The following is a 20,888-nucleotide window of genomic DNA, read 5'->3' as shown; positions in this document are numbered from 1 at the left end:
GCGCGCCATTCCGGATCAGAAGCGAGAACCGAAGGTACAGTGACGCCGGGCCCAGACCCAGGCAGCTGCTGACCAATGCCGCCTCATCATTGGAGATAGTCGGCGATCTCCTGCGCCTCCTGGCGGCTGATGCCCGTGTTGGGCATCGCCGTGTGCGGAGCGAGCCCGCGCGGGTCGACGATCCAGTTCACCAGGCCTTCGCGCGTGTTCCGCACGACGCCGCCCAGATAGATCCGTCCTGCCAGGCTTTCGAGGGAAGGACCCACCTGCCCGCGTGCTGCCGCCACGCCCGGGATCTCGTGGCAGCCGGCGCAGCCATAGCGGCGCATCAGCTCATGGGCCCGCGGCGCTTCTCCCAGCAGCACGCCCAGCGGGGGATCGGCGGTCAGGGCGACCGCCGCACCTGCCAGGAGCACGACCAGGACCGCGGCCGAGCCGATGAGGCGGCGATCAGGCATAGGTCTGCCTCCGGCGTGCCTCGGTGCCGGCATGCCTGATCCAGGCGGCGGCCAGGGCGAGCGCCACGCCGACATAGACCATGCCGCCCGGCACCCACATGACGAAGCCGGCTAGTTGCTGGTCCTGGAGCGGCGTCAGGCCCCAGCCGGCCAGGAGGTTGGTCTGGTGGGGGATCCAGGGCCTGGGCGAGAGCGCCAGGAGGATGCCCAGGAATGCGCTCTGCAGGATGGTCACGAACAGCCAGAACAGGGCCGGCCCATAGGCCCGCGCCCGGCCGTCGATGATCGACCACCAGAACAGGAGCGCGGTGACGAGGAAGCTGGCGTGCTGCAGCCAGTGTACCCATTCCCGTTCCAGGGCGGCGGCGAACAGGTCCGGCTGGTGCCATGCCCAAAGGGCCGCCGCGTGCAGCACGGTGGCGACGCCGGCGCTGGTCAGCCAGCGCCAGGACGCCGCCAGGAACCGCCATCGGCCGATCCGGCCCAGGCCGCGCCGCCAGGCGATCGGCAGCGCCCAGGCAAAGGCGCCGAGCGGCCGGGAGACCACCAGGAGGGGGGCGGCCGCGATCACCATGAGCTCGTGCTCGATCATGTGCGCCACGAAGAGCTGCTCGGACAGCAGGCCGAGCGGCGAGGTGATGCATAAGGCCAGCACGGTCCAGCCGCACCAGAAGCAGGCCGCGTGCCAGTGGCGCACGCCGCGGCCATGGCCGGCCCGGCGCCACAGCCGCCAGGTGCCGGCCAGATAGAGGCAGGCTGCGAGGTAGAGCGGGATCATGGCCCCCGGCGGGAAGCTCCAGGCACCCTCGGCGGTCAGATAGCCGGTGGCACCGCCATGGGCGGCGGCCGGCAGCGGCGCCAGCAGCAGGACCAGGAGCGCCAGGCGCGTCATCGCTCGCAGCCGTCGAACATGACCCCGGCCATGCCCTGCGCCGCGATCACCAGGGCGAATAGGGCGCCCAGCAGGACGCCGATCGCCGCCACCATCCGCAGAGGCTGTCGGCTCGTCGCTTCCTCGAGCGAGCCGTGCTGCGGCAGGTGGCGCCAGGCCCGCCAGGACAGGAAAGCACCCGCCAGCGCCACGAGCAGCAGGGCCGCCGCCACGAACGGGATTGGCTGGAGCCGGGTGACGCAGCTCCAGTCCACCAGCGCGTAGCCCAGCTGGGTGTTGACCGCCCAGGCGCCGGGGCCTGCCAGCAGGCCCGCCCAGGAAACGCCCGACGAGAGGTGGCTGGCCATGGCGGTTACATCCGGGGGAACCAGTAGATCAGCAGGTAGAGCGGGATCCAGGTGAGGACGACGAAGTACCAGTAGAAGGCATTGTCGCTGACATCGCTGAAGCGCTTGCCGTGGCCGTGGCGGGTGAACATTAGCACGGTCAGCACGATCGTGTCGCCGGCATCGGTGATCACGTGCAGCGCATGGAGGCCCAGGAGGAACCAGACCACCGAGCCATAGGCGTTGGTGTCCCAGAGCACGTGCAGCGTCGTGAACTCGTAGAAGCGGATGCCGACCACCAGCACGGCGACCAGGCTCATCACGATCAGCAGGAGCCGGCAGTTCGGCAGGTCCTCCTCGCGGCCGGCGCGCTCCGTGGCGGCGTTGGGCCACAGGCTCGCCAGCAGGATCAGCAGGATGAGCATGCCCGGCCAGTGGTTCGGCGGGGTCACGCCGAGCGGCCACGCCGGGTTGATGAACCAGAGATAGAGATACATGCCGATGACGAGCACGAAGCCCATGCCCTCGACCGCGAACAGGCCGAGCGTGCCCCACCACATCGGGCTCTGTGCGCCGAAGCCGTAGGTCGGCAGGTGCGAAAGGTCCTCGACCGGGTGGGTCTTCATTCCTCGTCCTCCTTGCTGCCCTTGGGCCAGAACCAGCCGATCACGCACACGGCGATCAGTGCGGAGCCCCAGACGGCTGCCCAGGGAGTGAAGATCGAGGAAACGAAGGTGATCGTGGTCGCGATCGCGGTGATGAACGGCCAGATCGAGGGCTCGGGCGAGCTTTCCCGCAGTTCCGGCCGGGCATCGGTGAGCGTGCTGACCACCAGCTCGCGATTCTCCACGCTGAGCCCGGTGACCACCGGCAGGCTGTCGCGCGGCGTCCAGAGCGGCTCGCGGCTGATTACCGCCGGGATCCGGTCGAAATTATGCGGCTGGGGCGGCGAGGTGGTGGCCCATTCCAGCGTGCCCGCCCCCCAGGGGTTCGGGCCGGCCGGATCGCCGCTGCGCGAACTGCGGACCACGTTCCAGGCGAACAGGCCGAAGCTGGTCGCCAGGACGAGGCTGCCGGCGCTGACCAGGAGGTTCAGGTCGGTCCAGCCGAGCTCCGGCCCATAGGTATAGACCCGCCTGGGCATGCCGCGCAGGCCCAGGACGTGCATCGGGAAGAAGGCGAGGTTGAAGCCGATGAAGGCCAGCCAGAAATGCCACCGGCCCAGGCGCTCGCTCATCATCCGGCCGGTGATCTTGGGAAACCAGTAATAGACGGCACCCAGCAGCGGGAAGACGGCGCCGCCGATCAGCACGTAGTGGAAATGCGCCACCACGAAATAGGTGTCGTGCACCTGGGTGTCGATCGGCACCGAGGCCACCATCACCCCGGTCATCCCGCCCAGCACGAAGATCACGAAGAAGCCCAGCACGAACAAAAGCGGCGTGCGGACCACCACCCTGCCGGTGGCGAGCGTGGTGATCCAGCAGAAGATCTGCACGCCGTTGGGGATCGCGATCAGCATGCTCGACGCGGTGAAGAAGCTGGCCCCCAGCTGCGGCACGCCCGCCACGAACATGTGGTGCACCCAGAGGCCGAAGGAGAGGAAGCCGACCGCGATCAGGGAGAGGACCAGGGCCAGGTAGCCGAACACCGGCCGGCGCGAGAAGGTGGTGACGATCTCGGCGACCATGCCGGTGCCGGGCAGGAAGATGATGTAGACCTCGGGATGGCCGAAGAACCAGAACAGGTGCTGCCAGAGCAGTGCGTCGCCGCCCTCGGCCGGGTTGAAGAAATGGGTGCCGACCAGCCGGTCCAGGATCAGCGAGGTCGAGGCCACCATGACCGCGGGCATGCTGAACAGCACGACGAAGGACACGACCAGCATCGCCCAGACGAAGATCGGGATACGGTCGAGCGACATGCCGGGGGCGCGCTGCTTGAAGACGGTGGTGATGATCTCGATCGCCACCAGGATGGCCGACACTTCGGTGAAGGTGATCATCTGCGCCCAGACGTCGGCGCGCTTGCCGGGCCCGAACTCAGGGCCGGAGAGCGGCACATAGGCGAACCAGCCGACATCCGGGCCGGTGTTCAGGACGAAGGCGATCCAGAGGAACGAGCCGCCGAACAGGAAGATCCAGTAGCTGAACGCGTTCAGGCGCGGAAAGGCGATGTTGCGCGTGCCGACCATGAGCGGCACCAGGTAGATCGCCATCGCCTCCATCACCGGCACGGCGAACAGGAACATCATGGTCGAGCCGTGCATCGTGAAGATCTGGTTGTACAGATCCGGCCCGATCAGGTCGCTTTCCGGCCGCGCGAGCTGCAGGCGCATGGCGACGGCCAGAAGCCCGCCCAGGAACAGGAAGACGAAGGTGGTGACGATGTAGCGCTTGCCGATCACCTTGTGGTCGACCGTGGACAGGCGCGCGATCAGGCCCTGCCCGGTTCCCCAGGTGCGGGCGAGCCGGGCCCGGAGTTCCGGGCCGTCCAGGTCGGTGTCGCGCAGCTCCGCCGCCGACGCCGTGCCCTCGCTCACTTCAGCCCCTCCAGATAGGCTGCGAGCGAGTTCAGCTCGTCGGAGGCCAGCGGCACGATCGGCATGTTCACCCCTGGCTTGATCCCGTGCGGGTCGGCGATCCAGGCGGCGAGGCTGCCGCGGGTCAGCGGCAAGGTGGCGGCCGCCAGATGGCGCCGGCTGCCGACATGGGTGAGGTCGGGGCCGGTGCGCCCGCCGGCCGGCGTGCCGCGGACCGCGTGGCACATCACGCAGGCATGGCTCAGGAAGACCTGCATCCCCTGGCGCTGCTCCGCCGTCTCCGGCAGCTTGCCGGGGCGGATCTGCGCTTCCTGCCAGGCGCGGAACGCCGGCTCGCTCTCGGCCACCACGATGATCCCCATATGGGCGTGCTGCAGGCCGCAGAATTCGGCACACTGGCCGCGATAGATGCCGGGCTCGGTGACCGTAAAGCCGAGCTGGTTCTGCTGGCCCGGGACAAGGTCCTGCTTGCCGGCCAGGTTCGGCACCCAGAAGCTGTGGATGACGTCGTCGCTTTCCAGCACGAGCCGGATCGACAGGCCGACCGGGACATGGATCTCGTTGGCGGTGGTGAAGACCCGGCTGGGGTCGCCGTCCTGGTAGCGTACCTCCCACCACCATTGATGCCCGGTGACCTGGATGGTCACCGCCGGCTCGTCCACGCCGAACAGCCGCTGCTGGCCGGCAAAGCTGAGGCCCGTCAGCACCAGCACGGTGATGCAGGTGGCGACCACCAGGGCCATGACGATGACGGTCGGGCGCCGCTCCTCCGACGGGTGGACGGCTTTGGGCATCGGCATGGCCGCCGCCGTCCAGCGCCGCCGGAACACCACCAGCCCGACCGCCAGCACCACCAGCAGCCAGATGACGCCCAGCAGGACGGTGAAGAGCTGGATCAGCCAGGCCAGATCGGCGGCGGTGGGGCCTTTCGGGTCGAGGGCGGAGGGCCAGCCGGCACAGCCGGCCAGGAGGAACGGCAGCGCCAGGAGCGGACGGGTCCAGGTCGGGTGCTGCATGCAGCACCTCACTCCGGCATCAGCCCGCTGGGCGGCGTGCTGCCGCCTGCCACCGGCGGGCGCGGCGTCTGCCGGTTCTCTGCCGGGTGCGCATGGAGCGAATCGCTGCGGCTGGGTGCGGCCGCGGCGGGAACATTGCCGCTCATCGAGCGGACATAGGCGGCGATCTCCCAGATCTGCGGGTCGGGTATCCGCTCGCGGAAGGAGGGCATGCCGTTCGGCCGGCCTTCCCGGATGGTGGCGACGATGTTCTCGATCGAGCCGCCATAGATCCAACTGTCGTCCATCAGCGGCGGCCCGGAATCGCCACCGCCATTGGCATGGCAGCCGTTGCAGTTGAACCATTTGTACAGGGTCTTGCCCTGGCTCAAATGGTAGGCATTGGTCTCGTATTCCCGGCCCTGGCCGCTGGTCTCGACGACGGGCGTGGCCGGCCCCGCGGTGATGGTGGTGAGCGCCACCTTCTCGTCGGTCTCGACGACCGCGGCCGGGTCCGGCCGGACCTCGCGCTCCTCCCGCTGGCAGGGGCCGGCACCGCACAGGACGATCAGGAGGGGGGCCAGATAGGGGGCGCGCATGGCGTTCAGGGCTCCGCCGCTTCCGGCGCCGGTGGAGCTCCGGGCACGCCATAGGCGGTGAGGATGGCGCCGATCTCGACCCGGTGGCGGTGCAGCGCGCCGGCGATCTCGTGCCAGAGCTCCAGGTCGTCCCTGCGCACGCCCATCGAGATGTCGAACCGCATGGGTAGGATCGGGCCGTCGACCTCGGGCTCCACCGGCGTCACCCGCAAGGGCGGGGTCTGGCGGGCGGCGAAATAACCGGCGGTGGGGCCCCAGACGATCGCGACATCGATCTCGCCCTGGCTTACCGCCTCGACGATCCGGGCCGGCGGGTTGGGCTGGCGATAGTCGCCATAAAGCGTGTAGCCGCGCACATTGCCGACGATGCCGCGCTTGGCCAGCGCATGGGCCGGTGGGGTGTTGGCACCATCGTCACCGACCAGCTGCACCCCGATCTTCAGCTCGCGCAGCGCCGGGTCGTCCAGCGAGGCGATCTGCGGCCCATCCGGGCGGGTCACGAAGACATAGGAGGAGCGGTAGTAGGGCGGGGTGACCTTCACCATCTCGGCAGCACTGGGCAGGCCCGCCACCAGGTCGCATTGGTCCGCCAGCAGGGTGTTGCGCAGGAAGCCGCGCCGCTGTGCCCACCAGGTGTAGGATACGGTGGCGCCCAGATCCTTCGCCAGCAGCGCGACGATCCGGTTCTCGAACCCTTCTTCCCGCTCGTTGGAAAAGGGCAGATTGTTCGGGTCGCTGCACACCCTGAGTTCGCGCGCCGGTGCGCTGGCCGTGGTCAGCAGCACCAGCAGGCCGGCCAGCACCAGTCTAAGGGAGCTTGAACACATAGAGCGTCCCTCCCTTGGTGGTGGCGTCCGGGAGGTCGCGCATCGCGTTGACGAAACCCTTCGCGGCCGTGCCGTCGCGCACGTCCAGGTCACCCGCGACCACCGCGCCGGCCCAGCCGCCGACTCCGGACAGGATCGCCACGTACTGGTGGCCGTCCGGGCCGCGATAGGTGGTGGGCTGGCCGATGATCCCGGAATCGGTCTTGAACTGCCACAGCACCTTGCCGGCCCTGGCGTCCACCGCCTTGAACCAGCCGTCCATGGTCCCGTAGAAGACCAGCCCGCCCGCGGTGGTGATCGCCCCGCTCCAGACCGGGAACTTCTCCGGGATCTCCCAGACCTTCTTTGCCGCGACGATGTCCCAGGCGGTCAGCGCGCCGCGATGGCCGCCCGGTCCCGGATACATCCGCACCTCGGCGCCGACATAGGGGGTGCCGGCGATGTAGCTGACGCTCTCGACCTGCCAGTCCATGCACAGGTTGTTGTGCGGGATGTAGAGCAGCCCGGTCTGGTGCGAGAAGGAGGACGGGTTCCAGTCCTTGGCACCGGGTGCGGTCGGGCAGATGTCGCGGACCACCCGGTTCATCTGCGGCGCCTTCTCCGGCACGTAGTTCAGCCGGCCGGACTTCAGGTCGACGCCGCTGGTCGCGGTCAGGTGGTGGAACGGCTCGGCGGACAGGACCTCGCCGGTGGTGCGGTCGAGCACGTAGACATGGCCGTTGCGGTCGGGCCGGATCAGCACCTTGCGCGGCTGCCCCTGCCAGGTCAGGTCCAGCAGGATGTTCTCGTTGATCCCGTCCCAGTCGTACAGGTCGTGCGGGCTGAACTGGTAGAACCAGCGCGCGGCCCCGCTGTCGGCATCTCGGGCGAAGATGCCCGCAGTCCACTTGTTGTCGCCCGGTCGCAGCTCCGCGTTCCATGGGCCAGGATTGCCGGTGCCGTGGTAGAGCAGGTTCAGGTCTGGGTCGAAGGCCAGCCAGCCCCAGACATTGCCGCCACCCTGCTGCCAGGCATCGGGCGGCCAGGTGGTGACACCCAGGTCGACCCCCTGGTCCATCGCGTAGAACGGCTTGAATTCAGGACCGATCAGGACGTCCTTGTCCGGGCCGGTATTGTAGGCCTTCCAGACCGTACTGCCGTCCTCGGCACTCAGCGCCTGGATCCAGCCGCGCACGCCATACTCGCCACCGGAATTGCCGACATAGACCTTATCCCTGGCGACCAGCGGCGCCATGGTGAGGGTTTCGCCGGTGTTGATGTCGCCGACCCGGACCTTCCAGACCTCGCCGCCCGTCGTGGCATCGACCGCGACCACATGACCGTCCAGGGTGGTGTAGAAGATCCTGCCGCCGGCATAGGCCGGTCCGCGGTTGACCACGTCGCAGCAGGCGACACCTTGAGCCGCGGCGGCGGGCTTGGGCTCGTAGCGCCACTTCATCGGCGCGCCAGGCTTGGTCAGGTCGAGCGCGTAGAGAATGTTCGGGTAGGGCGTGACGAGGTACAAGGTGCCGCCCACCACCAGCGGCGCCGATTCCTGCCCCCGGTTGACGCCCGTGGAAAAGGTGAACGCCACGGTCAGCCGGGCGACATTCCCCGTGTCGATCTCGTCGAGTTCACTGTAGCGCGTGTTGGCGTGGTTCTTGGCGGGTGCCGTCCACTGGCCATCGTCCGGCGGCGCTGCCGAGGCCGGCGGTACGGGCATGGTGGGGCCGCCCTGTGCGGCAGCAGGCGACGCCGTTCCCAACACGATGGCCACTGCCAATAGCTCGAGTCGGAACGGCATGGGCAGGCGCCATCCGATCGGAGGATCTTCCACCTCAACATCCATCCCGGCCGAGTGTTCCTGGAACCCGTTATCCTCCCCGTCACGACCGCGAGAGCGCCCTCAATTGCCCGGCGAACGTCCACGTACATGACGGTCGAGCCATAGAAATTCGTCAGGCTGCAGTTGATGCGGGGTGATCTACATCAGTCGGCCTGAAATTATGAATGGTGTTGTCTCAGGAACCTCGCGGGTGCCGGCCTATTTCTCGGGCAGTCGAAGCTCTGCGAGCATGAAGGAGACAATCATGGTGGTTCTGAGCCCGGAAGCCGTCCGCTCGATCTTCGTCGACGGCCTGCGTAATGCCCACGCGCTGGAGAACCAGGCCCTGTCGATCATGAACCGGCAGCTGGACCGGCTGGAGAAATACCCGGAGGTGGCGCAGCGGCTGCGCAGCCATGTCGATGAGACCAACGGTCAGATCGGCCGGCTAGAGCAGATCCTGGAATCCCTGAACGAGTCCCATTCCGCCATGAAGGACCTGGGTGCCTCGTTCATGGGCAACATGGCGGCGCTGGGCCACACGGTGGCCGGCGACGAGATCCTGAAGAACTCGTTCGCGAACTTCGCTTTCGAGAACTACGAGATCGCCGCCTACAAGTCGCTGATCGAGATCGCCCAGCGCGGCGGCTTCCAGAACGCCATTCCGCTGCTGGAGGCGTCCCTGAAGGAGGAGCAGGCCATGGCGGCCTGGATGGACCAGAACCTGTCCGCCGTCACCGACCGATACCTGCAGCTCAGCATCGCCGGCGCGGATGCCAGCCACTGACCGTTGCTAAGAGTGAAGGCCGCTGGCGATCCATCGCTAGCGGTCTGCCATCCCCGCACCCGCCGACAGGCAGTAACCCGGCCGCTCAGTGCGCTGCCTGAAGCGAGCGGGTTGCCGCCATCGCTGCGACGATGGCGTGGGTTGCCACTGGCTTGGTGAAGCAGGGCACGTCCCGGTAGGCATAGGGGACGATGGCTGGATCATAGCCGGTCGCGAACAGGAAGGGCACGCCATGTTCGGCCAGCGTGTCCGCCACGGGGAAGCTGAGCTGCCCCATCAGATTCACGTCCAGGATCGCGGCGTCGATTGCTCCGGAGCGGGCGAGCTGGTTCGCCTGGCGCAGATCCGCGGCCGGACCGATGATCTCGGCGCCCGCGCGTTCCAGTGCCTGAACGAGTTCGTCTGCCGCGAAATAATCGTCTTCCGCAACCAGGATGCGCCAGCCCCGCAAGGGAGCAGTTCGTCGTTCGATACCCATGATTCACCCGGAGTCCTGCTAGGCGACCATGCAACGCCCCTGAGTTGCAGAGGTTCCTTCGACATCGTCGCTCCCGGCAAGCGCCTGAGGAAAACGCCGTCTTTCCAGCCGTTGCACGAATCTTGAGCCGGATCAGCTCCAGTCCAACGGTCCCGTCGGCAAGGGACGGCCAGCGGCTCGAGCAGGGGCAGGTCCACTTGGCACCGGCACACCGGCATCTGCTGGTGGTCGATCATGTCAGCCGCGAGGATATCCGCAGCCTCTAGCGCAAAGCCGTTGCCGCGGCCATCTGCGCAGCTGGCTTTTCGGCATCTGCCACCGTGCCGAATCGCACGGTGCCTCCCGGCGCCAGTGACCGGGTCTCGCTGCCCATGCCGATCGTGATCGGCGGGCCCGCCGCCAGGTCGCTCATGACCTCCAGGCTGCTGTCCGTGATGTCGACCCGAAGCGAGTGGCCGCGATAGCGGAGCTGGAACCTGAGCCGGTCCAGTTCGTCGGGAAGTCTGGGCTCGAACCAAAGTTCGTCGCCGCGCAGGTCCAGGCCCGAGTAGCAGCGTTGCAGCAGGTCGATGGTGCCGGCCATGGCGCCGAGATGGATTCCCTCGGCCGTGGTGCCGCCCTGGATGTCCTCGATGTCGCTGCGCAGCGCCTGGCGGAACAGCGCCAAGGAGTCGCGCCGGGAAGAGCGGGCCAGCACCCAGGCATGGACGACGCTGCTGAGCGTCGATCCGTGCGAGGTCCGTTCGAGGTAGTAGTCGATGTTTCTCCGGATCATCGAGCCGTCGAACGCGTAGCCGAGCCTGGCGAAGGTCGCGATCAGCGAGTCGCAGGAAAACAGGTAGAACAGCATCAGCACGTCCGCCTGCTTCGACAGCTTGTACCGGTTCGGCGTGTCGTTCTCGGCCTCCAGGACGAGGTCGAGGCGCATGATGTTGCCGTAGCGCTGGCGGTAGCCGTCCCAGTCGAGTTCCTGGAGCGTCTCGTATCCCTCGAACTGGCTGATGATGCCGTCATCGTGGAAGGGTACGAACATCTTCCGGCTGATCTCGTCCCACCGGGTCAGCTCCGCCTGGTCCAGCCGCAGCGTGTCGCAGAGCACGCGGCAGCGCTCGTTGGGGAGGATGTCGAACAGGCGCAGGGCGCGCTCGAGGCACCAGGCAGCCATGACATTGGTGTAGGCGTTATTGTCCACGCCGGGCGCGGCACTGCCGGGATAGCCGTCATGGAACTCGTCCGGGCCCACCACGCCGCGGATCTCGTAGCGGCCGCGTTCGGGGTTCCACTTCGCGATGCTGCTCCAGAACCGCGCGATCTCGAGCATCAGCTCGGCGCCGCAGATGTAGAGGAACTCGAGGTCGGCGGTCGCCTGATGATAGTGCCAGATATTGTAGACGATGGCCGCATTGACGTGCCGCTGCAGATGAGAGTTGTCGCGGATCCAGCTCCCGGAGCGCGGGTTGAAGTACATCGTGTCGGTCTCTTCCCGGCCGTTGCTGCCGCTCTGCCAGGGGAACATGGCGCCGCGATAGCCGGCCTCCCGCGCTGCCCAGCGCGCTTCCGGCAGGCGTCGCCAGCGATACATCAGGAGTGAGCGGGTCAGCTTCGGCAGGCGGAGGATCAGGTAGGGGAAGATGAAGAGTTCGTCCCAGAAGATGTGGCCGCGATAGCCCTCACCGGTCCAGCCGCGCGCCGGAACGCCCACGTCGAGCTCGAAGGCATGCAGCGAGGCGGTCTGCAGGATATGGAAGAGATGCAGCCGGACGATCCGGTGCGTGCTGTCGTCCGCTTCGCCCTCCACCTGCAGGAATTCCAGGTCGCAGAACCGCCAGATCTGCACCCAGGCCAGCGCGTGCTGGCGGTAGAGGACGGCGAAGCGGTCGGCGCGCGTGACGGTGGTCACCGCGTCCGTCCGGGGCTCGGTGATGGCGCGGTCACGCGAGGTATAGATCGCGACGATCTTCTCCACGTCCACGCTCTCGGCCTGGCCGAGATGGAAGGTCATCTCCTGGCCGATCCAGCCGGGCTCCCGGATCACCCGTCGCTCGGGCTCGAAGGCTTGGCCGTCCCGGTAGAGCCGGGTGCGAGCGGCCTCGACCAGGCGGATGCGCGACTGCCTGGTCTCGGCTTCGAGAAGGATCACGTCCGCGGCGGGGGCGGCCGTGTCCAGGACTCCGACATGGCGGCCGTCATAGGTCCGGTAGCGCAGCACGCCCGCATTGGTGACGCGGCCATCCAGCGCGGAACATACGGTCACCAGCCCCGACCAGTTCTCGGCGACGACACGCAGGTGGATCCCTGCCAGGTGCTTCTCGCGCATATGGACGAAGCGGCGCTCCTCCAGGCGCGTCACCCGGCCGTGGCGGTCGCGGAAACGCACGATCCGGCGGTAGAGGCCACGCCGAAGGTCCAGGTCCTGGCGGTACTGGACGATCTCGGTGCCGCCCTTGGTGTCGAGCCAGCCGGACGCCCCGTTGGCCAGGCGGACCGCGATCGGCAGCCAGTTCGGCCAGTTGACCAGATCCTCGTGCTCGATGGGACGGCCGGAGATCCGGGAGACCTGCCGGTTGTAGCCGCCGGCCAGATAGGTGCCGGGATAATGCACGCCGTCGGCGACCGATTCCGCGGCGGCTCCCCGGGTTCCGACATAGCCATTGCCCAGGGCGAAAAGCGCCTCGCGCTGCCCCTCGACGACCGGATCGAAGCTTTCGTAGGAAAGCACCCAGGGGCCGGCCTCGATCTCGTCGAGCAGGCCGTCGCAGGGCGCTGCTGTTTCCGACGGGATGGCCGGGCCTTGCGGCGGATTCGGCGTCGACGGTCCATGCGTGTGGTTCGCTCGCGGCACCCGGATCTGTGCCAGGTCCCTGATGACGATATCGGCCCCGTGCGCCTTCAATGCTTGCGGATCCTCGTTCCGGTCCACGCCGACGACCAGGCCGAACCCGCCGGCCCGCCCGGCTTCCACGCCGGCGAGCGCGTCCTCGACGACCATGACCCGAACAGGATCGCAGTCGAGCTGCCGGGCGGCTTCGAGGAACGTGTCCGGTGCCGGCTTGCCACGCAAGTGCAGCGCGTCACGGGTGAGCCCGTCGACCCGGACATCGAACAGTTCGGCGATCCCGGCGGCCTGCAGGACCGCCGCACAATTCTTGCTGGCAGAGACGACGGCGGTGCGGATGCCGGCCGTGTGCAACTGACGGAGGAGTCGGGCCGCGTGTGGATAGGTCTCGACGCCATCCCGCTTCAGGAGTTCGGCGAACAGCCTGTTCTTCCGCCGGCCCAGCCCCTGGACCGTGTCCTGCTCTGGCCCGTCGTCCGCACCGCCCTCGGGGAGAGTATGGCCCCTGGACTCCAGAAAGATCCTGATCCCGTCGTCGCGCGGCCGGCCGTCGACATAACGGCGATAGTCGTCCGTGCCGAAGGGGACGAAAGCCTGCCCGTCCAGGGCTGCCTGATGCTTGAGATAGGTATCGAACACCTGCTTCCAGGCAGCCTCGTGCACCAGTGCCGTCTTGGTGAGCACACCGTCGAGATCGAACGCCACGCCATCGAAGCGTTCAGGTGTGACCTCTATCTCTGCGAGACCAGCCGGGCTGCTGGACATTGGCTACCTCCGATGGCGTGGAAGCGGGAAAGGCAATCTGCGGGTTCCCCTGGACGCGGCACTCCGAAAACCGCCTGCACCTGGTCTACACCTTGCGGCTTGGCGAGCGATGCGGCTGGGAGCTACGTGCCTCAAGGCCAGTCATGCCTGTGGCTTGGTAGCGCTGCCACCACTTGCGGAGGGTGGAACGGGAGATGCCGCAGTGGCGGCACACGATGCCGGCGTCTGTCCCGCCTCCTCGCTGCCAGGAGCGGCTTCCACCGTGACGCGATAGGATCAGGCGCTAGCGGAGGCGGATGGGCCCGACGAGGTGCAACGAGGGCTACAAACCCCACAAGTAGTTCTACGCCGCATGCCGAGTGCCTTTGTCTGACAACCGAACGGCCACAGACATGCCCTTCTCATAGGAGTTCCCAGTTTCATCTCGTCCGGCGCACCAGCGAGGTTGTCAGAACCTTCGGGCCTCTCCTAGGTTGGCGGCAACGGGAGGCCTCAGACTGCGACATATAATGAGCCAGAAGCCACTAATGAGCCAGAAGCCACGGCGCTCCGTTGCGCGGTGCCAAACAGCGTGTCGTCACCCGTAGGCGTGCCTCGCAGCTGCCTCCGCCTGCCACCTACGATCATCCACCAGAATCTTGGAACATCGCGCCATGCCCCGGGTGCTGCAGATCTCCGACAGCCATCTGAGCAGCGCCAAGCCGCACTTCGCTCCGAATTGGCCGCCACTGCACCGCTGGATCGAGGCGCAGGATGCCGCCCTGGTCGTCCATACCGGCGATGTCACGGTCGATGGTGCCGACCAGGAGCAGGACATGCGTCACGGCGCGGACATGCTCCATGGGCTGGGCAAGCCGGCACTGGCCGTGCCCGGCAACCATGATGTCGGCGAGGTCGGCAATCCATATCAGCCGGTCAATGGCGAGCGCCTGGACCGGTGGCGCCGGCATTTCGGCCAGGACTACTGGCTGCGTGATGTCGGGGAGTGGCGGCTGATCGGCCTGAACAGCATGGTGTTCGGTCAGGACGGGCCGGACGAGGCCGCACAGCGCGCCTGGCTAGACCAGGCGATGGAGGGGGCGGGCGACCGTCCGGTCGCCTGGTTCATGCATCAGCCCTTGTTCATCGCCCATCCGGACGAACCGGACACAGGCTACTGGTCGGTCAAGCCGGAACCGCGCCGGGATCTGCTCGCCCTGGCGCGGCGCTCGAACGTCCGGCTGATCTCCAGCGGTCATCTGCACAAGGCGCATCATGAGGAGATCGATGGCCTGCACTATGTCTGGTGCCCGTCATCCGGCTTCCTGGTGGGGCCTGCACTGCAGCCGGAACTTTCCGGTGAGGCGAAGTTGGGTGCGGTGATCCTCGATTTCGAGGGGCCGGAGGTCACCATCACGGTGAGCGAGGTCGAAGGACTGCGGGATTTCTGGATCGACGACGTGAAGCACGAGGTCTATCCACCCCGGTAGACAGCCTGATCCGCCAGGATCCAACAAGAACCACAATCAGCGAGGGCCTCATCTGCATGGCGCAGGTCGAATTACAGGGTATCACCAAGTCGTTTGGCGCCACGCGTGTCCTGACGGACGTGAACCTGTCGATCAAGGACGGGGAGTTCCTGACCCTCGTCGGGCCATCCGGCTGCGGCAAGACCACGCTGATCCGCATCATCGCGGGCCTGGAGCAGCAGACCAGCGGCAGCATCCGCATCGATGGCGCCCCCATCGACCATCTGCGCCCGCATGAGCGGCGGATCGCCATGGTCTTCCAGTCCTATGCGCTCTACCCGCACATGACCGCCTACGGGAACATGGCGCTGCCGCTGACCATGGCGCGGCTGCACCTGTACGAGCGCATTCCGCTCCTTCGCCTGCTGTCGCCGCGGCGCCGGACGGTCATGCAGCAGATCGACGCCGAGGTTCAGGCGGTTGCCAGCCAGCTGAAGATCGGGCCGCTCCTGCAGCGCCGTCCGGCCCAGCTCTCGGGCGGTCAGCGCCAGCGCGTGGCACTGGGCCGTGCCATGGTCCGCGACCCGGCGGCCTTCCTGATGGACGAGCCGCTCTCCAACCTCGACGCGGAGCTCCGCGTCCATATGCGTACGGAACTCGCCGAACTGCACCAGCGGATCGGCGCCACCTTCATCTACGTGACCCACGACCAGGTCGAGGCGATGTCGATGTCCGACCGCATCGCCATGATGGATGGCGGCCAAGTAGCACAGCTCGGCACGCCCTCGGAGCTCTATGAGCGGCCGGCCAGCATCCGCGTCGCCCAGTTCATCGGCAGCCCGGCGATCAACATCCTGCCGGGCCTGGTCGAGTCGGACGGGACGGTCGAGCTGCTGGGCCAGAAGCTGCCGGTCTCGACGCGGCTGCCGGCGGGCTCGGCGGTTGCCGTCGGTATCCGGCCCGAGGCGATCCGGGTAACCGGCGGGGGCGATCCCGCCGCCCGGGTGTCCCTGCAGGCCCATCTGCGCCGCCGGGAGCTGCTCGGGCCGGAGCAGATCCTGCACTTCCACCTGGACCGCCTCCCAACGGCCACGGTGATCGTGCGCCTCGCCGGAGCACAGGCTCCGGTGGCCGTGGACGGTGCGGCCGAGCTAAGCTTCGATCCGCAGGCCTGCCATGTGTTCGATGCCGACGGCAACCGCGTCGAGGTCTCCCGATCGGAAAGCCGCGCCGTGCCGCCAGAAGTGGCGCTCGTCCAGGCGGGAAGGGCAGGATAGATGGCCAGCACTGTCGCCACCTCCGCATCGCGCCCGATGCCTCGCCGGCAGGTGCTCATCGAGAAGCTGATCGGCTGCGGCTTCGTCTTCCCGGTCTGCGTTCTGCTGCTGCTGCTCAACATCGTGCCATTGGGCGTGCTGGCCCTGCTCAGCTTCACCGACTACCAGATGGGTGCGGTCGACCTGAGCTTTGTCGGGCTCGACAATTTCGCCAAGGCGCTGGGCGATCCGGTGTTCCGCCGCGCCGTCACCAACACCCTGATCTATGTGGCGATCGTGCTGCCCGGGTCGGTGGTGCTGGGCCTGTTCGCGGCCGTCCTGATCCACGGGCGGCTGGGCTCGCGCCCGTTCTACGAGATCGTCTATTTCCTGCCGATCACCACGACCATCGTGGCAATGGCAGCGGTCTGGCAGATCGTGCTGCATCCGGGGCTGGGGCCGGTCAACGCCCTGCTCCAGCGTATGGGCTTCCAGCCGGTGATGTTCCTGAGCGACCCGGCCTTTGCCCTGCCGACGCTGGCGGTGATCGGCATCTGGCAGCTGGTCGGCTTCAACATGATCCTGTTCCTGGCCGGGCTCTCGGCGATCCCGAGGGATCTGTACGAGGCGGCCGACATCGACGGCTGCGGCAGTCCCATCGATCGGTTCCTGACCGTCACCTGGCCGCTGCTCGGCCCTACGACCATGTTCGTGATCGTCACCAGCTCGATCACCTCCTTCAAGGTGTTCGACACGGTCGTCGCCATGACCAAGGGCGGGCCCATGGGCTCGACCGAGGTGCTGCTCTACGCGATCTACCTGGAAGGCTTCCAGTATTTCAATTCGTCTTATGCGTCGGTCCTGACGCTGATCTTCCTGGTGTTCATCCTGATCTTCGCAGTCATCCAGACCTTCGTCCTCGACAAGCGGGTACATTACTGACGTGCCGTGCCCGACATCGCAACTTCAGGGAGCCGGGATAGGCCAGCCATGAGCGCTCCAATACGCCGCTTCGTCACCCTGTTCCTGGTCCACGGTGCCCTGCTGATCGGTGCCGCCTTCATCCTCCTGCCATTCGTCTGGATGCTGGCCACCTCGATCAAGCCGCCGGAGGAACTGTTCACCACACAGCTGCAGATCCTGCCGGACCGCTTCTATGGTGTGGAGAATTACCGCTTCGCGCTGGAGAACGCGCCGCTGCTGCGCTTCGCGCTGAACGGCGTGATCGTCTGCGCCGGGATCCTGGTGGTCCAGCTCCTGACCTCGATCCCGTGTGCCTATGCTCTGGCCAAACTGCGCTTTCCAGGTCGCAACCTCCTCATGACCCTGGTCCTGCTCGGCCTGTGCATCCCCGTCCAGGTACCGGCCCTGCCGATCTATATCGGCTTGGCCTATCTGGGCCTGCTCAACACCTATTTCTCGATGATGGTCCCGTTCTTCCTGTCGGTGTTTGCCATCTTTCTGTTCCGCCAGTTCTTCCGCAGCTTCCCGGATGACATCATCCATGCCGCGCGGCTGGACGGGATGAGCGAATTCGAGATCGTCTGGCGGATCGTGACACCCAGCGCCTGGCCGGCGATCGCCGCCTTCTCGGTGTTCTCGATCGTGGCCCACTGGAACGACTTGTACTGGCCGCTGATCGTGATCAGCGACAGCAAGCTTGCGACCCCGCCGCTCGGGATGCTGTTCTTCGCCAATGCCGAGAGTGGGACCAATTACGGCGCGCTGATGGCCGCGGCCACGATCCTGACCGCGCCTTTGGTGATTGCCTTCCTGTTCGCTCGCCGTCGGTTCATCCAGGGCATCACCATGACCGGCGTGAAGTGAGCGGATATCGACAAGTTGTAACAAAGACACCGCATGAGCGGTGCACGCAAAGGGAGGAGTCCTCATGTCGATGAGATCTTGGGCGTCGTTGGCCTCGGTGGCTGTCATTGCCGGGGTTCTGGGCTTCTCGGGTGGTGCCGCCCGCGCGGAGGTCACGCTGGAAGTGCTCTATGCCTTCCCGTCGTTCGCCCGCTTCCACGAGCCGATCGCCCAGAAGTTCCAGGAGCAGCACCCCGACATCAAGATCGAGTTCCGCGCCCCGGTGCCCGACTATGACGAGGGCCACCAGCTGATGCTGCGGCAGGCGATCACCAACCAGCTGCCGGACATCTATTATTCCGGCTTCCATCTGATGCGCGAACTCGCCGACACGCTGGAAAAGCGCGGCCAGATCATTGATCTTGGACCCCTCTTCGATGCCGAGCCGGCGGAGTGGCGAGCCGAGAACTATTCGGAGACGCTGCTGGCGCTCGGCAAGGTCAACGGCAAGCAGTATGGCGTGCCATTCAACGCCTCCTCGCCGATCATGTATTACAACCGGGACTTGGTGAAGGCGGCTGGCGGCGACCCCGACAACATGCCGTCCACCTGGAACGAGCTGCTGGATCTGGCCAAGCGCATCAACGACCTGGAAGGCGATGCCACCGGCATCTCCTACGATGTCCAGGGCTGGCCGGATCCGTGGCTGTGGGAAGCGATGATCCTGCAGCAGGGCGGCCGCATGGTCGACGAGAACAACAAGGTCGCCTTTGGCGGTGAGGAAGGTCGCCGCGCGTTGGAGGTCTTCCGGCGGCTGGTGGACGACGGGGGCATGATGCTCATCGAGCGGGAGCAGTCCCGCCAGCTCTTCCAGGCCGGCAAGATCGGCATCTACTTCGAATCGCCTGCCCTGATGCGCCAGATGACCGACATGAGCCAGGGCAAGTTCGAGCTGGGCTCGGCGACCTTCCCTGTGGACAACAAGGAAACCGGCGGCGTGCCCACCGGCGGCAACCTCGCCGTCATCCTGAGCCAGGACGAGGCCGAGCAGAAGGCGGCCTGGGAGTTCATCAAGTTCGCGACCGGCCCGGAGGCGCAGACCCTGGTGGTCGAGCTGAGCGGCTACATGCCGACCAACAGGCGCGCCCTCGGCCCGGACTATCTGGGCCCGTTCTACGAGGCCAACCCGAACTTCAAGACGATCTCGGAGCAGATGGACCGCTCCCGGCGGTTCGGCGGCCATCGCGGCAACGCGGTGCGGCTGTGGCGCGCCCAGCGCGACATCATCAACAACTACATGCGCGGCAACCTGACCCCGGAGGATGCGCTCCAGCAGCTCGTCACCGAGACCCAGGCGCTCATCGACTGAGCGCCGCCAGACCAGCCACGCATGACCGTATCGACCGGACGGATGCCTTTCGCATGATCATCGCCCAGCTGACCGACCTCCATGCCCGGCCGAGAGGCGAGCTGTCCTATGGCGGCCTCGACACCGCGGCGAGGCTACGCCGCGCGGTCGACATGCTCCTGGCATCCGATCCGGCGCCGGACTGCGTGCTGGTCACCGGCGACCTCACCGATCGCGGCCTGCCGGAGGAGTACGAGCAGGTGGCCGAGAATCTCGGCCGCCTGCCCATGCCGGTCTTCGTCCTGCCCGGCAACCACGACCGCCGCGAGATGCTGCGCGAATGCCTGGCCGGCCGGTACGGCTATCTCCGGGACTGCGGGGACTTCCTGCACTACGTGGTGGAGGAGTTCCCGGTCCGGCTCATCGGGCTGGACACCGTGGCCGATGGCGAGGACGGGGGCGAGCTCTGCCATGCGCGCGAAGCTTGGCTGGCGGAGCGCCTGCGTGAAGGTGCCGGCCGACCCACGCTGATCTTCATGCATCATCCGCCATTCCTGACCGGTATCACCGGCATGGATTCGATCATGTGCCGGACGAGCCCGGGCCTGGCGGAGCTGATCCGGTGCCATCCGGAAGTCGAGCGGGTGGTGTCCGGGCATTATCATCGCCCGATCACGGTCCGCTGGGCGGGCACGGTCGGGTTCGTGACGCCGGGCCTGGGACTCCCGGTGGCGCTCAACCTGCAGCCTGGCGCGCCTACCCGCTTCAATGAGGAGCCGCCGGCCTACGCGATCCACGCCTGGCAGCCGGAGACGGGGATGGTCAGCCATCTCGTCCCGGTCGGCGCGTTCGGCACTGCCCGCGAGTATCCTCCATCCGCCGAGTCGTCCGGAGCACGCCCATGAGCCCGTCCGCCACCGAGCTCCTGCAGCGGGCGGAGCCGGTCGCCCGGCACGCGGCCGAAACCCTTGTCGCCATGCAGGGCTCGAGCCTGGACGTCACCCGCAAGGAGCGGCGCGACGTCGTCACCGCAGCCGACCTGGCCGCGGAGCGCATCGTCGTGGACGGGCTGCGCGAGATCTCCCCGGACGCGACGATCATGTCGGAGGAGATGGGGACCATCGATGGACAGGGCGGCACCTGGATCATCGATCCCCTGGACGGCACGATCAACTACGCCGCAGGCCTGCCCTGGTTCTCGGTGACCATGGCGTATCAGGCGGACGAGCGGACCCGGGTCGGGCTGCTGCATGCGCCGACGGCCGGCATCATCGCCCGCTACGCCGAAGGCGGCATCGCCACCGTCAATGACGCACCGGCGCAGGTCTCCCCGGTGCGCCAGCTCTCCGATGCGGTGATCTCGGTCGTCCTGACGTCGAGCTTCAGCCCGGAGGAGGTGGCGCGGTCGGTCGAGATCGTCCGGCGGCTCGGCGACACCGCGCGCGGCGTCCGCGTCATCTGCTCGGCCGGCTTGGAGCTGACGCTGGTCGCGGCCGGCCAGCTGGACGGCGTCGTGTCGATCAAGTCCGACATCGTCTCCTATGCCGCCGCCATCCCCCTCGTGCGCGCCGCCGGCGGCCGGGTGACGACGCTCGGCGATCGCGACGTGCTGGATGCCGACCTCGAGAAGGTCGCGACCAACGGCCTGATCCACGACGAACTGCTGGACTGCCTGCGCGGCTGCTGAGGCCGGCGGCTCCATCGAACCATCCTCCGCGGAGTCG

General features: G+C 67.1%; 19 protein-coding genes and 1 pseudogene. 8 read left to right on the top strand and 12 right to left on the bottom strand.

Annotated features, from left to right (window positions below; genetic code table 11):
- Positions 1-86: 86 nt before the first annotated feature.
- From VNS22_RS16145 to VNS22_RS16105, 9 genes are read right to left on the bottom strand one after another with little or no spacing between them, the layout of a single operon-like run.
- Positions 87-458 carry a c-type cytochrome gene (locus VNS22_RS16145; RefSeq protein WP_325734177.1) on the bottom strand — a complete coding sequence of 124 codons (372 nt, stop codon included), beginning with the start codon at positions 456-458 and terminating at the stop codon, positions 87-89.
- Positions 451-1,350, bottom strand: coding sequence for a cytochrome c oxidase assembly protein (locus VNS22_RS16140; protein ID WP_325734175.1), 900 nt, complete (start codon positions 1,348-1,350; stop codon positions 451-453). Before VNS22_RS16140 ends, VNS22_RS16145 begins: the two co-directional genes overlap by 8 nt.
- Positions 1,347-1,697, bottom strand: a complete 351-nt coding sequence (locus tag VNS22_RS16135; protein WP_325734173.1) for a hypothetical protein — start codon at positions 1,695-1,697, stop codon at positions 1,347-1,349. The genes VNS22_RS16140 and VNS22_RS16135 overlap by 4 nt, the downstream gene beginning before the upstream one ends.
- A 5-nt stretch (positions 1,698-1,702) precedes the next feature.
- The gene (locus VNS22_RS16130) at positions 1,703-2,302 is read right to left on the bottom strand and encodes a cytochrome c oxidase subunit 3 (protein ID WP_325734171.1); all 600 of its coding nucleotides are present in this window, start codon (positions 2,300-2,302) and stop codon (positions 1,703-1,705) included.
- On the bottom strand, positions 2,299-4,215 hold the full coding sequence (ctaD, locus tag VNS22_RS16125) for a cytochrome c oxidase subunit I (protein WP_325734169.1): 1,917 nt from the start codon (positions 4,213-4,215) through the stop codon (positions 2,299-2,301). Before ctaD ends, VNS22_RS16130 begins: the two co-directional genes overlap by 4 nt.
- On the bottom strand, positions 4,212-5,231 hold the full coding sequence (coxB, locus tag VNS22_RS16120; RefSeq protein ID WP_325734167.1) for a cytochrome c oxidase subunit II: 1,020 nt from the start codon (positions 5,229-5,231) through the stop codon (positions 4,212-4,214). The genes ctaD and coxB overlap by 4 nt, the downstream gene beginning before the upstream one ends.
- An 8-nt stretch (positions 5,232-5,239) precedes the next feature.
- Positions 5,240-5,809: a c-type cytochrome gene (locus VNS22_RS16115; protein ID WP_325734165.1), complete on the bottom strand. Its 570-nt coding sequence runs from the start codon at positions 5,807-5,809 to the stop codon at positions 5,240-5,242.
- A gap of 5 nt (positions 5,810-5,814) precedes the next feature.
- Positions 5,815-6,636 (bottom strand): substrate-binding domain-containing protein, encoded by an 822-nt coding sequence (locus tag VNS22_RS16110; protein ID WP_325734163.1) that lies wholly within the window; start codon positions 6,634-6,636, stop codon positions 5,815-5,817.
- Positions 6,617-8,419: a methanol/ethanol family PQQ-dependent dehydrogenase gene (locus VNS22_RS16105; protein WP_414653370.1), complete on the bottom strand. Its 1,803-nt coding sequence runs from the start codon at positions 8,417-8,419 to the stop codon at positions 6,617-6,619. Before VNS22_RS16105 ends, VNS22_RS16110 begins: the two co-directional genes overlap by 20 nt.
- A 286-nt stretch (positions 8,420-8,705) precedes the next feature.
- On the opposite strand from VNS22_RS16105, the gene VNS22_RS16100 reads away from it, so the two are divergent.
- The gene (locus VNS22_RS16100; RefSeq protein WP_325734159.1) at positions 8,706-9,227 is read left to right on the top strand and encodes a ferritin-like domain-containing protein; all 522 of its coding nucleotides are present in this window, start codon (positions 8,706-8,708) and stop codon (positions 9,225-9,227) included.
- An 85-nt stretch (positions 9,228-9,312) separates the two neighbouring features.
- Here VNS22_RS16100 and VNS22_RS16095 read toward each other — a convergent pair whose 3' ends face one another.
- The 3 genes and pseudogenes from VNS22_RS16095 to VNS22_RS16085 form a co-directional block, all read right to left on the bottom strand.
- The gene (locus VNS22_RS16095; RefSeq protein ID WP_325734157.1) at positions 9,313-9,678 is read right to left on the bottom strand and encodes a hypothetical protein; all 366 of its coding nucleotides are present in this window, start codon (positions 9,676-9,678) and stop codon (positions 9,313-9,315) included.
- A gap of 289 nt (positions 9,679-9,967) precedes the next feature.
- Positions 9,968-13,306 carry a beta-phosphoglucomutase family hydrolase gene (locus VNS22_RS16090; RefSeq protein ID WP_325734155.1) on the bottom strand — a complete coding sequence of 1,113 codons (3,339 nt, stop codon included), beginning with the start codon at positions 13,304-13,306 and terminating at the stop codon, positions 9,968-9,970.
- Positions 13,307-13,394: 88 nt separating this feature from the next.
- Positions 13,395-13,586: pseudogene (locus tag VNS22_RS16085) on the bottom strand (helix-turn-helix domain-containing protein); the annotation flags it as partial.
- 373 nt (positions 13,587-13,959) lie between these two features.
- Here VNS22_RS16085 and VNS22_RS16080 point away from each other — a divergent pair.
- The 7 genes from VNS22_RS16080 to VNS22_RS16050 all read left to right on the top strand — a co-directional run bounded on the left by VNS22_RS16080 (position 13,960) and on the right by VNS22_RS16050 (position 20,851).
- Complete coding sequence (locus VNS22_RS16080; protein WP_325734153.1) at positions 13,960-14,775, top strand: metallophosphoesterase family protein; 816 nt, start codon at positions 13,960-13,962, stop codon at positions 14,773-14,775.
- A gap of 56 nt (positions 14,776-14,831) precedes the next feature.
- The gene (locus VNS22_RS16075) at positions 14,832-16,031 is read left to right on the top strand and encodes an ABC transporter ATP-binding protein (protein ID WP_325734151.1); all 1,200 of its coding nucleotides are present in this window, start codon (positions 14,832-14,834) and stop codon (positions 16,029-16,031) included.
- The gene (locus VNS22_RS16070) at positions 16,032-16,952 is read left to right on the top strand and encodes a sugar ABC transporter permease (RefSeq protein WP_325734149.1); all 921 of its coding nucleotides are present in this window, start codon (positions 16,032-16,034) and stop codon (positions 16,950-16,952) included.
- A gap of 48 nt (positions 16,953-17,000) precedes the next feature.
- The gene (locus VNS22_RS16065) at positions 17,001-17,837 is read left to right on the top strand and encodes a carbohydrate ABC transporter permease (protein ID WP_325734147.1); all 837 of its coding nucleotides are present in this window, start codon (positions 17,001-17,003) and stop codon (positions 17,835-17,837) included.
- Positions 17,838-17,901: 64 nt separating this feature from the next.
- Positions 17,902-19,185, top strand: coding sequence for an ABC transporter substrate-binding protein (locus VNS22_RS16060; RefSeq protein WP_325734145.1), 1,284 nt, complete (start codon positions 17,902-17,904; stop codon positions 19,183-19,185).
- A gap of 53 nt (positions 19,186-19,238) precedes the next feature.
- The gene (locus VNS22_RS16055; RefSeq protein ID WP_325734143.1) at positions 19,239-20,069 is read left to right on the top strand and encodes a phosphodiesterase; all 831 of its coding nucleotides are present in this window, start codon (positions 19,239-19,241) and stop codon (positions 20,067-20,069) included.
- Positions 20,066-20,851 (top strand): inositol monophosphatase, encoded by a 786-nt coding sequence (locus VNS22_RS16050; protein WP_325734141.1) that lies wholly within the window; start codon positions 20,066-20,068, stop codon positions 20,849-20,851. The genes VNS22_RS16055 and VNS22_RS16050 overlap by 4 nt, the downstream gene beginning before the upstream one ends.
- The last annotated feature ends 37 nt before the right edge of the window (positions 20,852-20,888 follow it).

This window comes from Geminicoccus sp. (assembly GCF_035556675.1).
Taxonomy (GTDB): domain Bacteria; phylum Pseudomonadota; class Alphaproteobacteria; order Geminicoccales; family Geminicoccaceae; genus Geminicoccus.
Note: the sequence above shows the minus strand (reverse complement) of the source record. Positions and strands in the feature narration are given on the sequence as shown.